At 43.7% G+C, this 14,854-nt stretch carries 10 protein-coding genes; 8 read left to right on the top strand and 2 right to left on the bottom strand.

Annotation, left to right across the window (positions count from 1 at the left end; all coding sequences use genetic code 11):
* The first annotated feature begins 4 nt into the window (after positions 1 to 4).
* The 8 genes from OCV56_RS25480 (at position 5) to OCV56_RS25445 (ending at position 13,129) form a co-directional block, all read left to right on the top strand.
* Positions 5 to 532: a hypothetical protein gene (locus OCV56_RS25480; RefSeq protein ID WP_086715044.1), complete on the top strand. Its 528-nt coding sequence runs from the start codon at positions 5 to 7 to the stop codon at positions 530 to 532.
* Entirely contained in the window at positions 519 to 1,925 is a 1,407-nt protein-coding gene (locus OCV56_RS25475; protein WP_157939204.1) for a conjugal transfer protein TraH, read from the top strand. The genes OCV56_RS25480 and OCV56_RS25475 overlap by 14 nt, the downstream gene beginning before the upstream one ends.
* 3 nt (positions 1,926 to 1,928) lie before the next feature.
* Positions 1,929 to 8,021, top strand: coding sequence for a conjugal transfer protein TraG N-terminal domain-containing protein (locus OCV56_RS25470; RefSeq protein WP_150330746.1), 6,093 nt, complete (start codon positions 1,929 to 1,931; stop codon positions 8,019 to 8,021).
* Positions 8,022 to 8,112: 91 nt separating this feature from the next.
* Entirely contained in the window at positions 8,113 to 9,534 is a 1,422-nt protein-coding gene (locus OCV56_RS25465) for a hypothetical protein (RefSeq protein WP_086715467.1), read from the top strand.
* A 3-nt stretch (positions 9,535 to 9,537) separates the two neighbouring features.
* Positions 9,538 to 10,881, top strand: coding sequence for a hypothetical protein (locus OCV56_RS25460; RefSeq protein WP_086715469.1), 1,344 nt, complete (start codon positions 9,538 to 9,540; stop codon positions 10,879 to 10,881).
* Between the two features lie 89 nt (positions 10,882 to 10,970).
* A complete protein-coding gene (locus OCV56_RS25455) occupies positions 10,971 to 11,183 on the top strand; it encodes a hypothetical protein (protein WP_133152253.1) in 213 nt (70 codons plus the stop codon).
* A gap of 298 nt (positions 11,184 to 11,481) precedes the next feature.
* The gene (locus OCV56_RS25450) at positions 11,482 to 12,399 is read left to right on the top strand and encodes a hypothetical protein (RefSeq protein ID WP_086715471.1); all 918 of its coding nucleotides are present in this window, start codon (positions 11,482 to 11,484) and stop codon (positions 12,397 to 12,399) included.
* A gap of 493 nt (positions 12,400 to 12,892) precedes the next feature.
* Positions 12,893 to 13,129, top strand: a complete 237-nt coding sequence (locus OCV56_RS25445; protein ID WP_102423505.1) for a hypothetical protein — start codon at positions 12,893 to 12,895, stop codon at positions 13,127 to 13,129.
* A gap of 301 nt (positions 13,130 to 13,430) precedes the next feature.
* Here OCV56_RS25445 and OCV56_RS25440 read toward each other — a convergent pair whose 3' ends face one another.
* Together OCV56_RS25440 and OCV56_RS25435 are read right to left on the bottom strand one after the other, a co-directional pair.
* A complete protein-coding gene (locus tag OCV56_RS25440; RefSeq protein ID WP_157939168.1) occupies positions 13,431 to 13,574 on the bottom strand; it encodes a hypothetical protein in 144 nt (47 codons plus the stop codon).
* Between the two features lie 6 nt (positions 13,575 to 13,580).
* Complete coding sequence (locus OCV56_RS25435) at positions 13,581 to 14,606, bottom strand: EAL domain-containing protein (protein WP_086715472.1); 1,026 nt, start codon at positions 14,604 to 14,606, stop codon at positions 13,581 to 13,583.
* Positions 14,607 to 14,854 lie beyond the last annotated feature (248 nt).

The following is a 14,854-nucleotide window of genomic DNA, read 5'->3' as shown; positions in this document are numbered from 1 at the left end:
GGTCATGAAGCTTATACCAGTGGTTCTACTGACATTCAGTACATTAGTGATGGCTAACGAGTCACAAAAGCCCGTGATTACGTCATCAAACACTACCAACTCCCATCAATCGACGACTCGACAAATAGTAGAAATGCCCGATTACGAGCGGCTATTTGGCGCTATTACGTCGAATAAAGGCGACATCAACGCGTTGAAAGTCAGCCTACTTAATTTCTATTCAAGCTTGCTCCCAGTTTTGCGTTATGAAGCGCTCGTTCTTGAGGTCCCTGAAGCTTTGACCGCTTATAGCTCTGCAGAGTCAGCAAGCTACGAACTCGCCAAGCTTCACCTTATTGACCCTGAAACTCTAGAACCAAGTGAATATCAGTTTTATGAGCGAGTAGTGGTTGAAGACAGCTACGAAATTGCGAAGGAGTTGGTACTTAATGTGTTGCCGTTTATCCCTTCGCCTGAATCAGACCAACAGAAAAGTTTGACAAAGAATGTCAATGCACAAGCGCAGGAGGCAATCAATTATGAAACGTATTAGGTCTTTTATCGTTGCCGCCTCGCTGACATGCTCTATCAATGTGTTGGCCAACCCAATGCAAGACGTCTTCAATGGGTACTCGACAGGTCATGGTATTGTCGACTACGAAACCAGTAATAAAAACGCCATCGCACTCGGTTCTTTTTCATACCGTGTTAAGAGTCATGATCCAAATATCGTGAACTTTCAAGGCCCTTCGATGAAAGCCGGATGCAACGGCATCGACCTTAATCTCGGTTCATTTTCAATGATCAAAGATTTAACTGGGATGCTTCAAAACTCAATGAGACAAATTGCAGCGGGTAGTGCGTCATATGCCTTCAACCTAGCTTTAGATGCTCTGTGTCCGACGTGTGCTGCAAACATCAAAGCCTTGAAAAAAGCGATGGATGAATGGAACCAATTTTTCAAGAACTCATGTGAAGCGGGTCAGGCATTAATGGCCAACGCGGTCGGCCCATATGAACAATCAATCCGAGATACTTTGGCAATCAGTCAAGTCGCAAACTCAACTGGCGTTGCGACAGATTCAGCTGATTGGTTTCAAAACATGGTCCCAGGCACTTCATTGCTTGAGCTCTCCCAAAAAGTTCAGAATGGTGAGGAATTACTGACAGGTAACCTGCTAATCAACGGCATGAGAACATCAAAAATGAATGTTGGTGCCGCTGACTTCTTCCCTAGATTTTCGGAAACCGTCATGTCGCTAGTTGGGACAGAAATCCGTGATGTTGCTGATAACACTAACCCTGACCGCCAAGGTGTCGAAACTTCTTCAATTGCGACAACTCCCGTACCAGCGACGTTGACTCTGATAGATATCGCTTTTGGTGGCTTTGATACTCAAGAGCAAGTGACAAGGCTCAAGTGTAATGACGGCAACCCAGATACGGTGGCCAGCTCTAAATGTCTCGATATTACTCAAGAAACGATTGATTGGAGGCCGTTGAACAAACAGTTCTTAGAAGCGTTGGACGGAACGACAGACGGGACCGCAGGCGTATTAGAGGTCTATCGAACAGGTGCTCGCGGTGCGAATGATTTTGGTCCTACTCAAAAAGCTGTGATTCAGGGTGGCGGTATGGATGTATATGGCTACATAGCTTTACTCGCGACCAAATACCGAAAAAGTTCAGAGGTCCAAGGTTACTACGAGGCAATTGCTAATGAATACGCGTACAACTTTGCGATGCAATTTTTCGCGTCTGCTCGTGCGTATTTAGATGCGGTCGCAATCGCGGCTAAAGCCGACAGCGATGCTAATGCCCAAGCATACATCAAAGAAGCAAGAGAAATGTTGAACATACAGATGGACATTGTGGACCGCCACTATGAACAACAAGACTCTAAGAACCGTTTGCATATGTTAGTCGAGAAGAGTATGGAGAACTAAGTCATGGAATTTCTGATATATACCATTGGTAATTTTGATTGGGCTAGACAAGTTTTCCTTGGCTTGTCGATGGCGTTCGATCCATCAACAGGTGATTTTGGACAGCCTAACTACTTGTTCGGTCTTGGATTAGTTCTTTCCTTCTTCGTTGCAGCCTTCAAACAATTCTTTGAAAAGGGTCAGGTTGGTGGTGAATTCTTAGGAACAGTGTGCAAGGGCTATCTTATCTGGATGCTGTGTTTCTACCCGAGGGTCGACATTGTAGTCGAACATGCTGGTACGGGTGATTCAGCGTATTTTACTGACATTCCTGTTGGTTTGGCGATAGGTGGGGCTGTAACGACTCAAGTACCTATCGCATTTATCGATATTTTGAGTGACATCTTTGTGATGCCTCAGAACTCAGGCACACACTTAGACGCACTTAGAACGCTGGTGGCGATTGAAGGGTCTGTAAATAGTCCGAATATTCGTACTATTGGACATGCAGATAGTGATTTCATACGCAGCATAGACAGTTACATGAATGGCTGTTTGTTCAAAGACATGGAAGTTGGTGGAGCCTATCAAGAGGCGAAGGTTGGCAATGTATTGACGAATGTCGATGCTTGGGCCGCGATGGAGGTGAGCTCAACGATTTGGTACATCGACATGTACCTTGAAGGTCAACCGTCGTTCATGTCTTGTAAAGACGCTTACACTGCACTGAGCGCGTACATTGATAATGACCAATCGAAATTAGCCGACGGACTCGATGAGTTAAATGAAGCGAAAGGCATTTCAGCGACACAAGTAAGCTCTGCACTTCAGCAGTTGGGCTCTGCATCAATGGACAGCTACACATTTCAAATGAATAACTTCCTTGATTATCACGTCAAAAAGAACGCTATGGGGTTAGATGCTAGTCATTCTGCACGAGGCCAACTTGTTGACGCTATGGAATATCAAGCGAAACAACAGCGTCTTTTCACTATGGCAGGTGACAGAAACTTGTGGCTTGAAATGGCCCCTGCCACCATCTCATTTTTTGAAGCGTTCGTGTGGTTTGCTGCACCACTTATGTCCTTCTTTATCATCTTTGGTGAAGGGGGCTTTAAGATCGCCGCGTCATACATGCGATTCTTAGTGTTAGTTGGATTGTATCCATTTGTGATGATTCTGATTAACTTCTATCTCGATTGGTCTATTCAAAATGCGTTGGAAACGTCGATCACTGAGCAAACAGCATACACCATAGGGGGATTGTCCAATTTCTATTCCGAAGCGCGAAGTTATATAGCGACCGCATCTTACATGACGACAATGGTTCCTATGTTGGCTTATATGCTTTTGAAAGGTGGCGAATACGCAACCGTGAGTATGGCTGGCAAGATCGGGGGAACCGCACATGTTAATCCTAGTGCTGTCGCACCAGATATTGCAGTTGGTGCCAAAAATGGTTCACTCAGAATGGGTAATCACAGTTGGACTATGGGTGATAACGGTGTGGTTCATTCAACAAATCAAATTCAAGATCAAAACATGCCAACACTCGGTGGTATGTCGAATATGACAAGTAACTTGTCCCTTACATCAAGTATGGCAGAGTCGCGAGTTCAATCATCCCAAGCTTCACATCAACAGTCATGGGGCAAGCTTTCTCAACTTATGACGCAGATTCAAAAAGGAAAAAGTGCGAACGGTAGTGATAGTCATCAATATTCTGAAAATGCTCAATTTGCATCACAGGTGCGTGAAGGCTTACAGAAAAACACCAATCTAGATACTCAAGAAATTACTCAATTGATGGGTAAGTTAGTAATGGGTGGTAGTGGCTCGGGTAGCGGAAATTTCGGTTGGGGAAGTGGAGAGGATTCAACACAGCAAACCTCTGAGAGTGCAAAGACGTCGACTCAAGCTTCTGACTCTACCCAATACAGTAATGGACAAAGTAATAAAACAATGTCGAATACGCAGGGGGGCTCTCAGGCTGCAGGACGACACGGACGTGGCCCCGTGACTAGAACCAGCCACATAGAAGATAAGGGCAATTCAAAAGCAGAAAGAGTCCAAGTTACTGACACTAAGAGTAATGACAAGAGTTCCGGAAAAACAGACCGAGTGGGTTCAAGAAGCAAAAGTGACTTCGCGGTTGGTCTTGATGGCCGAGTTCAGGTTAACGCAGAAGGCGGGTTTAACCTTACGGAACGTGAGGCAGAGGCATTGCAGGCAAGCTTAGGTTACGTGACCAGTGAACAAGGCGGCACCAGTGCTCAATATACCAGTCAAGAAGCGATTCAAAAGGTTCATGGTCTTTCAAGAACGACAGGTTGGGGCGAAACGGGACAAAATGCTATTCAAGACCTGAAAAGTTATACAGCTGCGAAACAATTCCAAGAAACGACGAGTCACGCATTGGGTGTTGCAAAAGGTTTGAATCAAAACTATTCAACCAATTTTACAAATGCGGCAAACAATAAGGAATTTAAAGAGTGGGTGGCTAATGGTTATAACACCGAAAGTGAGATGGCCAACATGAACCCAGAGGAGCGTAGAGTCGTTGAGGCCAATGCTCAAGCCCGAAACCTCCAAATACAACGTGATGCATCTAAATACTATCACGGAGATGTGGGTCGTGCTGCAGCAGTACTTTTCTCAAGTGAAATGGTTAATCAATATCAAGAAGTGGCGAACGCTAAAGACATGAATTCAATGAAATCTGGCTTGATGGATATCTCGCAGAAATTCAATGAAGCCGACTTCTTGATTGGTGACAAAGCACTTAATGATATGTCGAAAAACTTTGCCACGATGAGTAACAATTTAGGGTCTGTGAAAGATACCACCAGCAACTCAGCCGTAGCAGGCATTCCGGAAGAAATTCAAAGACACCAGCAAGGCTTTGAGAAAACAAGAGATGAGCGACTGAATGAGGTTGGTACATTATTGACCACCAAAAATATCAAAGAAGAGCACGGGGACAATGTTGATAAGGCTCGCGCCAATGCATCAAAAGTTGCGCCTGAGAAAACAGATGAGATTAAGGTCATTGAAACTGCCACTGATACAGTTAATCCAACTCCAATTTCTCAAGAAGTTAAGAGTGCTGCGAAAGATGCTGGTGGATTAGTAAATGACGTTGCAGCGGGGCTAGTTTCTCAGTTTCACTCTGCGACAGCGCAACAGCTATCAGAACCTGCCGCAGAAAATATGAAGCACTTAGAATCACCATTGAATAAAGGTGGTGATTTATTAACAAGACCACAAATTGCGACTAACCCAAGTGCTCGTGATTTTGGACTCACCACTAATTCCGAAGGTGTGTATGGTGCCGCTGTGATCGCGTTAACCAGTGATGAGAACACGCTCAATAAAGATGGGCTACTCAGTGACACTGAAATCAAGCATCACAATAATGCGGTTGGGAATATAGAAAAACTAAGAACGGAAATGGCTGAGGATGAGTCATTTGCCAAAGAAGTAGGTGGACTTGCATCGGGCAAATACACCATGGAAGCGTTAGAGGACTATAAACTGTTTATGGGTGGCTCTGAGGACGGGTTCAGAGACATTGATTACAACAACGTTGCTCATGTTGCTTCAACACTTGGTACATCCCTTACTGATGAGCAAGTTTCGAATCTATCAAATCAATCTGAGGTCAATAAGAATTACGATGTCGTAAATGGCAAATTGTTATCTAAACATTATCTGCAGATTGGAACAGAGGATGGGGCCGAACACCAGAAAGCTTACCACGCAGCTAAAGATACACCGAATGAAGTGAAGTTGTCACAACTTGAAGCGACAGGTAAAGAGCAAAATGAAGCTGCAATTAAAGAGGGCCAATCTAACGGAACAACTCCATTAACGGGTGTTAATGACACCGTAGCGAACACAGCAATGCCGCGTTCTGTACCGTCAAATGAGCCGTCATCAGTACCAAGTTCAATGACAAAATTCGCTGAAACTGCAGCGCAAAGCTTGGCACTTATGGAGGCATCAGAGAACAGTGGTATGAGTGACGAACAGAAATCACAAATCTTTGACTCCATTGACAGTAATACGATTTCTGTAAAAGAAGGATCTCAACTGTTCAATGCTGTAAGTTCAGGTGAAATGACCGCTAATCAGGCAATTACGTCGTTGCAAGAGAAAGAGGAGATGCTTGCTTCAACAGAAAACACCCAACCTGATGCTCAACCAACAGAGGCAAATAGTTCAAAGGAAACAACGACACAACAAACCCAAGGCAATGATCAAACAGGTTTCTCCAAACTAGCTTCAATGGTTGTTAGCGCATTACCTAGTAGCCCATTACAGCCAGAGGACAGTAATAATCAGCATACCCAAGTTCAAAGCAATCAAGAGGTAGTTCCTGATAATAAATCAGCCGAAACGGTAGAGACGTCGAAGACCTCTGACACTGTAGCTACGAACTCACGCCCTGAAAGTTCAGCACCACAGTCGGTGGCTCAAACGGGTACAGTAGCGCCAGCAACGCAAGTGGCAAGCGCATCACCGCAGAATGTGGATGAGACAGCACCTACGAACTCACGCCCTGAAAGTTCAGCACCACAGTCGGTGGCTCAAACGGGTACAGTAGCGCCAGCAACGCAAGTGACAAGTGCATCACCGCAGAAAGTGGATGAGACAGTACCTACGAACTCACGCCCTGAAAGTTCAGCACCACAGTCGGTGGCTCAAACGGGTACAGTAGCGCCAGCAACGCAAGTGGCAAGTGCATCACCGCAGAAAGTGGATGAGACAGTACCTACGAACTCACGCCCTGAAAGTTCAGCACCACAGTCGGTGGCTCAAACGGGTACAGTAGCGCCAGCAACGCAAGTGGCAAGCGCATCACCGCAGAAAGTGGATGAGACAGTACCTACGAACTCACGTACTGAAAGTTCAGTAGCACAGTCGGGCAATGTAGAGTCAGGAACACAACTGGCGAGTGCTCCTACTCAAAAGGCAACTGATGCTGTTGCAAATACACAACGCCCTAATACTTCAGAGAAGGAGACAGGAACAAATCAGACCCAATTGGCGAATGCACCCACTGACTCCAATAACGGCAATCAAGGCGCGGGAACTATTGAGGACTCTCAAAATGATTACAAAATGGGGAATCAAACCAAACTAGCATCACTCAACGAAAGTGATCCAAGTTCGCCTTCTGTTACCGGAAGCGGTTCAATGGACCTAGCATTATTGGAGTCTTCACAGTTCAGTGGTATGGCTGATGGAGATAAAGAGATTGTGATGGAAGCTATTGCTAGTGGCCAACTTACTGCTGATGAAGGCATTGAAGTGTTCAATGCAGTTCAAAGTGGAGAGCTTAACTCTGATGAAGCTATTCAGATAGCTAACGGGACAAAGGAATTGCCGAGCGCTCGTAATGAAATGTTGGCTTCTACTGGTTCTAGTCAATCTAATAGTGACCTTACTGCGAGCTCAGATAGTGACATGGAATCGGCGCGTACAGGTGCAGACAATGAGTTCATCGCTAAAGAAAGCGACGCACAATTAGCGTCAACGAACATTGAGGCGCCAGTATCAGGAGCGGTCGAGCAGCCAAGCGCTGAACAGTTTGAAGCGCAAGTGGCGATGGATACTCCTAACCAGTTTGATACATCGGTGGCACCAAGTGATGGCGGAGAAATGAACTCAACCATGCGCGAGGGTGAACAACACTTAGCGTCAACGAGCTTTGAAGCGCCAGTATCCGGAGCCGAAGAGCAGCAAAGCACTGAGCTATCGGGTACGCAAGTAGCGATGGATACTCCTAACCAGTTTGACACATCGGTAGCACCGAGCGATGGTGCAGAGCATGACTCTATGATGCGAGAAAATGGTGATCAACTAGCATCAACAGGATTTGATGCTCCAAGCGATGGAGATATGGACCCAAGTACGTCTGACGCAAACTTAGGAGACCATTCTAATAAGTTGGATATTGCGACAGCTTTAACTACTGGCGACAAGACAAATCTTGAAATGGATGCCGATGAAATTATCAATGGCGACAAGCTTGATACTGTAGTTGGCTTGGGAGGTTCAGTAGGAGAAATCGATGGTGACGTCAACTATGACCAAGAAACAAAATATACATAATGCCCATATTGATGACGTTTAATCGATATTTCGAATAACTAAACCCTATTGGTGTATATAAACTCCAATAGGGTTTTTTTTAGGTTTCCGAATGAAGATATATTCCACAATCGCATTGATGATCATGTCGTTCGTTTCTGAAGCATATGAGGTTTCAGGGAGAAGTTTATTAATCATGGATGCGCAAACTACGGTTGGCTTAGAAGCTTTAGGTGTGGAAGCCGCTAAAGTTGATGCGTTGGAACGAGTTGAGCAAACCATTTCCAAGGGAGACAAATTTGGACTTGTGTATTCTTACCAGCCATCCATTCAGAAACTTATTGTCTTAGCTCAGGATAAAGTTGAATGCGATGTTGGCATTTGCTTAGAAACAACTATTAAATTGATAGTCGATAAACAAATTGCTAAGGCTATCAGTCAAAGCCTTCATAACAGTGCTAGTGGCATGTCGCAACTTGAGTCAAAGCCCAAAGATGTACTCAGTGCGCAGCTAAACCAATTTACATTGATAGAGTCACGCCACTCTCGGTTACCAATTGAGTTCCGCGCAGAAGACGGAATCTATTCTCAGTGGTTAAGGCTAAGAGCAAAGGAGCAAAAGGAGCTTGTTAAACGTATCAAGGTATCTACGATATTTAAGGATACGGGGTTCGTTCCACAAAAAGTTAAGCTGAATAAGGTGCCTGTGTTTGATTCCATAGGAGAGCCATCAACGTCTCAGTACATTGCCTATTCGTTTGCCCTACCTGGTTCCGAGCAGATGAATGATCTGGTAAAAGCCATTCCATCTTTAATCTCTGATACTCGGTATGTGACTATGAAGATGAGTGTCACAGAGCTGTCCATAGAGCAGGTCGAATTTAGGGCTAAGTATCATTGCATGTTATTCGCATCGGCAGATGATTACTTATCACATCAATCGCTGACAACAGCTCAATTGTTTCACCGAGAGCCAGAAGTAGCAATCAACGTGTCAGGAAAGATAGTCCATATAGGTCGTGGGTACTATTACGAAAAAGGTTCCGAATCTGATTCAGTATTCAAGCGTTCAGGGATTCCAACCTATTGTGAACTGCTTAATGGAGAATTGGTGTTTCCTAAAGATACAAAGCAGGCAGCTTTTTTGGGGTCCCATGTGACGGTGTTTAGTACTGTTCGTATCCGGGAGGTAGCCACGGATTTCAATGCGGATGAAACGAATATTGATGATTGGCTTCTCGTTGATTCTAACTTTGATAAAGCATGGATAGAGTCACGTTATACAGATGAGATTAATACGATCCGACAAGGATGCATTGATGCGGTGTGTTCTTCACAGGTTATAACCCCTAAACAATTCATGTTGATGCTTAATGGCGAACCCCATGTTGCCTTCTCTAAAGTCGCAGCCGGAATGAGATACCCATTTAGAATTGAGCGCTATCAACCAACGTATCCTCTTGTTGTTCCATACGTGGGCTTACAGACTGCAGGGTATGGTACTGCTTTGAGTTCGTTAACAGTGGAGGAGTGATGTATGGGACGTATGTTTATTTTGTTGTTTCTAATGTCTAGCCTAGTGACTGCAAAGCCATTCGACGCAACTGTAGAGCGCGTAGTTCCGAGCGAGCAAGTAACGCAGGCTCTCTTTCAGCAATTGAAAGATGAAGCCGCGTTTTTAGCTGTCTCTAAAGCGGATTTACGTGGTTATGTAAAGACGAGTCAAAGTTATAACGGCGCTTATCTAGAGACATTGAAGGTTCTACTACCTCTAGTAGCCGATGTGGATGTTGTTAGTCAATCAGTGAATAACTGCACTGGCGCTGATTTTAAATGTGTATCACTGACAGTCAATGTGCATATAGACAGAGGAGAGTTCCAGTCTCAGCTTGAAATGATAAAGAATGATGAAGTTTTAAGAAGAAGTCTGGAGCAATATCATAGGGAGCCTGGTCATCCTCTTCGAAAGCGAATTACGATGTTGTCTTCTCAGATCGAGAGTTTGAGTAAACACGGTGAACAGTCTGATTTGGTTAATTCGCTAAAGGTGCAGCTTCATGAGAGCCAGTTGGTGGAACGTGATATTAAGTCAATGCGAATTGTGACTGAAATTGCACGGCATTATTCGGATTTCATTATCTTTACTCAAGTTGAAGGTATCGAGCGCATTTCTAGTAACAGAGTGAAGGTTACATTACGTTCACGAGGTAGCTCATATGGCAATCATGACTTTGATTCTCGTTTAGCGGCAATTATAGATAGTAACGGTTATGCAATGGACATGTACCATCGAGTGGTGCATCAAGGAAATGTTTCTTCTCGCATCAGTCTAGGAAATCACTTTGATGATGGCCACCAGCTAAAAGTGCGACAGCTTTGTATTGAACCGAACTCCTTTGAATCTCATTCACCGGTTCTACAGGCTTTATATGAAAGTGACACGAAACTTACGCTTCCGCTTTATTCACAAAGTAGATTTGTACGAGTTGGTAGCTTCAAGGGTGAACCTGTACCAAAAGAAACAAAAGTGGATAGTTACTCTTACTGTATTTGGGATAAATTCGAATACCAATATTCAGTTGAATTGGCGGATAAAGAAATAGAACACTTTGCGATGTCGGGTAGTAGGTCAGCGGCCAGTCGTCTCACTATTGGCATAGAACCGGAACAATACGCTCAGATGTCGCCTAAGCAATGGCAAGCGTATATGGATAGCAAAGGCTTACTTGATGTTACCCACCAGAAAAAGCCTCGTAGGTTGTCACAGGGCGCAATGTTGCCAGCCTTTGGCAACGATTCAACGCGATACCGTGAGAATGTGATCATCGGTTGTAATGCGGATACCGGCGTCTGTCCAGACCGAGCAATACAACACTTCTAAATACATTCCCCCCACTTTTGGTACGCAACATATTCATTCCTAGCTTTTTTGTTGTATAACTAAAATATGCAACAACAGGAGATTACATTATGTCACGTAGAACTGAGCAACAAAGTCACGATGATTTTTGCAATAGAATGCAGAACAACCGACGCAAAAATTCTGGAGTAAGGAGACGAGGCGTATCTCATCGTCATTCATCCCCTGAAAGAGAAGAAGACAAACTGTTTGGAGGTCTTCCATATGTTCATTGGCTTTCAAATGAAATGGAGCGCGATAAAGCATTTGAAGGTGATGACTAATATCTTGCTGCATGTCCAGAACACGATCAACCCAAAGGTATCGTTCACACCCATTTGACAAGTGGTGTTAGACTTGAACATGCAGAGACATTGAAATCGAATGTCAAAGTTAACTTTTGAAAGGTAAGGAATCGATTCTTTACCGCCCACTACGACATATCATCCCTTCTCTACAGCTATACTAATCTTACACACCTCCTAAACACTCAAATCTCTTTCATTAATTAACCAATTTAACGCGGTATTGCTCCATTCTTCCTTTATACCTTCGGTGTAAATGAATGAAACGGAGATGCGTATGGATTCCGATCTAGTCAATGGATATTTGAAAGAGCATCTATTTCCAAAGATGACCAAAGAAACAATCGATCAAGCGTTTGGTCACCTGGTCCCCAGATTAGGTGCTGGTGAAATGGTCGAGTTGTTATGCCCTTCCTGTGGAAACAAGGGGACCCACTTTTTAGGCACTGGCAGTTTCAACTGTGAGTCTTGTGGACCTACTTCGATTATCGACGCCTATTCAAACGACCACTCAGTAACACCACATCGCGCCATTATAGAATTATGTCGCCTAGCCGGTTTGAATATACCTGCTGACATTTACCGTGAACTCACACCTGAAGATATCAAATTCACGGATATCGTTATGGACATCGCGAGAATGAGAGTCTTGCCAAAAGAAGTGGAAGAGTGGGGGCTTTCAGTGGATGAACGCAATGTGCCTGACCATCTATCCTGTATTCCAGACGCTGAACAATTTATCGAATATGTGAACGCTGTTAACGGTTGGGTTCCCAATGCCGTTATTGATGCCATCACTGAGTTTCAAGGCGAACCCATCTTATTGTTCGTTAACAAAGGTCGCTTAGTGTTCATTAAACTCAATGGATACAGCTCCGCGAGATCACCATTCATCCGGTCTTACACAAAAGGCACTAACAAAACTAAGCGAGTGTTTGTCTCAGATGATCCACTGTTTATAGATATGTGTTGGTCTAAGGGCCTATCTGCATATTTTATCAATCCAAATTTTATGACCCCGAGAGCGATTGAGTTTCTGAGTGATGAATTCAAATCGAAATCGGTGGTTGCAGTGTGGACCAAAACCAAAAGCCAAGATTACGTATTTAGCCGAGATCAAAAAGTACATCGTTACGATTGGTTTAGTCGTAAGGTTCCAGGTTCTTATCAACGTATTGCGGAGTTAATTCAATGACTATTTTTAATGCAAAATATCAAGCGACGGTGCCTGTTTTAAATTTCGTAAGAGGCTGGGTCATTGTCCTTATTGGGTTTATGTTTTACACCTCACTGGTCAGCTCATCCCATAGTTACCACCCACCGGTGCAAGAAGTGATATCTCTTTGCCTACTTGCCGTCTGCCTGTCTTGGACTGAATTTGTAGAAATCAAAGAGGACACGGTTGAAACTTACTATCGCCATTCGCTACTCACCTTCATAAAAACACCAAGGTTCGTATATGAGATCCAAAGCGATTGGTCTTTAGAAGCTAGGCCCAGTTCATTTGGGTATACAATATGGACAGCCAAGAGCGATAACGCTTTAATTCAGATATTTCATACTGGCCATGTGTCTAATTGCTATAGCAAGAACTAAACTGTTCGTAAATTGTTGTATATAGCAAGTATGTTTGACCATTAGAGATTAAATGTATGAATTCGAAATTTGCTTTTTTTTTGGTAGCCTCAATGTCTTTCACTGTCTCTGTGTCAGTTGTCGCGTCTGAATCAGTGCAAGAAGGCGAGGGCAGTTTGAACCAACAATCCCTGAGCCAATTGGTAGAACAGCACGGGGACAAGACTATCGGTGGTTATGAACGGATGAATGAAGATGGCAACATTGAACAGTCTATTTATTCGGTGTCTGTACTCTTGGTCGATGGGGCGGTGAAGGCAGATCTTCATGATAGTGAGCCGGTTAACTAAACGTTGGTAAAAGCACCCACCAGCTCGGTCATCAGTTACTTTTTGCTTTTCTTGCCTTAGTGGTGGTTGCAGTTTAGTCAGTGTACCAAAGTCGTAGGCAAGTAAATCTACTGTCGCCAGTGTTAATTTTAGTCTCATAAATAGATTCAATATTGACAATTGAAACTGCGTGTTCAACTAACCAGTTATTTAATCGCTCATGTGCGACATCAATAAGAAGTTCGTTAGCTGTCGTTCTCGTGTTCATACCACATCCTAGAACATTAAATTCAATACGCTTTATCATCATTTTCCCTCTACGTTAGCTGTACCAAGACGCGTTGGTAATCAAGGTAGTCATTTGCTCTACTTCATTAGCGGATAGCGTTAATCTTGCGTCACCATAAGCCAATACAAAACGACCACTGACATTGAACAATCCACCTTTGGAACTTCCATTAGGCATCGTGTGTCAATGGTTGAAATTAATATAATGTTGCTTGAAGTTATTGGAAGACAAGGGCTTTGAAAACAAAAAGCCCTGAAAACTCTCTATACCTGACGAGGAGTACAAGTGACGTGCTTCCTCAGTTTCTATCCCTTCTAGAGTGGTGTTCAACCCCAACTGTTTAGATAAGCCCACAAAACTTTCCAACACTTTGATGCTTACCTCTTGTGAACGGACATCATGGGACTTAAAGGTGATGAGGCTTCTATCGAATTTGATGGAATCAAATTTTATGGACGTCAACATAGTCATGCTATTGTGACCTGCTGTGAAATCGTCAAGCGCCAAAGCTGCTCCTGATTGTTTCAGAACCTCAATGTGTCTGAGCATCAATTGGTTAGTGTCTACCTTGCTTTGTTCAGTAATCTCTATTTCAACCGTAACTTTATGACTCACTACACTGCTTAAAGCATTTGCTATCTTCTCTATTGAATCTGGACACTGTAGGGTGTCGGCGGCAACATTAAACGAAAGCGTAAAGTTGTCTTCAATAGTATGCTCATGCACCCACACTTCCAATTGGTGTATGGCTTGGACTGCAATTTCGGTGTCTATGCTTGAAATCAAACCCTCTTCTATCGAGAAAGGGATGAACTCTGCAGGTGGTATCACGCCATGTTGAGATTCCCACCTGGCCAAAGCTTCACAGCCATTAATTTTACCGCTTTTTTCAGATACCCTACTTTGGAGATAGGGTTTGATCTCGCCGTTTAACAGTGCTTCTCGTATCCTAACGGCGCGTTGACTGCGTTCTCGGATCGCGATGACTTTTTCCATTTGTGTCAACACAAGTCGATTGCCAAAAATGATACCAATGATAAATCCGCTGCAAGCCAAAATCACACTGACTTCGTGAAAGATTGATAGCTCAACTTTACCCTTACCAATCAATATTCCTGCAAGGCAAGCTGCGGCCACCAAAGGTACAAACAGAGATATGGCGAGCACGTTTCTCTCTTTCTGATATTCATTTTGTATTGCGTCCGTCATAGTCACATCTCTTTGCTAAATCCATTACAGTCCGTTCAATTGAACAGCAATCTTAATGACAAGTGTGCAAATAGAGGGCTCAATTTCATGCATTGATTGTATAAATATCGGTTTTAAACCTCTGAGCTCAATAGGGTAGTGAGATATCCACAAAATTTGTTAGTGGCTGGTGGATAAATACACAAAGTTGATTTGAGTGAATGGTTTAAAGTCTGCAGGGTTCAAGCATCGGATGTATAGAGTCTTAT

It is taken from the genome of Vibrio gigantis (assembly GCF_024347515.1).
GTDB classification, from domain to species: Bacteria; Pseudomonadota; Gammaproteobacteria; order Enterobacterales; family Vibrionaceae; genus Vibrio; species Vibrio gigantis.
This window is presented reverse-complemented; position numbering and strand designations above follow the sequence as displayed.

Excerpts from the sequence above, each read along its gene's own strand:
- OCV56_RS25470 (WP_150330746.1), top strand. The coding sequence starts at position 1,929 with ATGGAATTTCTGATATATACCATTGGTAATTTTGATTGGGCTAGACAA.
- OCV56_RS25440 (WP_157939168.1), bottom strand. The coding sequence starts at position 13,574 with ATGCCTAATGGAAGTTCCAAAGGTGGATTGTTCAATGTCAGTGGTCGT.
- OCV56_RS25435 (WP_086715472.1), bottom strand. The coding sequence starts at position 14,606 with ATGACGGACGCAATACAAAATGAATATCAGAAAGAGAGAAACGTGCTC.
- OCV56_RS25455 (WP_133152253.1), top strand. The coding sequence starts at position 10,971 with ATGTCACGTAGAACTGAGCAACAAAGTCACGATGATTTTTGCAATAGA.
- OCV56_RS25480 (WP_086715044.1), top strand. The coding sequence starts at position 5 with ATGAAGCTTATACCAGTGGTTCTACTGACATTCAGTACATTAGTGATG.
- OCV56_RS25445 (WP_102423505.1), top strand. The coding sequence starts at position 12,893 with ATGTCTTTCACTGTCTCTGTGTCAGTTGTCGCGTCTGAATCAGTGCAA.
- OCV56_RS25465 (WP_086715467.1), top strand. The coding sequence starts at position 8,113 with ATGAAGATATATTCCACAATCGCATTGATGATCATGTCGTTCGTTTCT.
- OCV56_RS25460 (WP_086715469.1), top strand. The coding sequence starts at position 9,538 with ATGGGACGTATGTTTATTTTGTTGTTTCTAATGTCTAGCCTAGTGACT.
- OCV56_RS25450 (WP_086715471.1), top strand. The coding sequence starts at position 11,482 with ATGGATTCCGATCTAGTCAATGGATATTTGAAAGAGCATCTATTTCCA.
- OCV56_RS25475 (WP_157939204.1), top strand. The coding sequence starts at position 519 with ATGAAACGTATTAGGTCTTTTATCGTTGCCGCCTCGCTGACATGCTCT.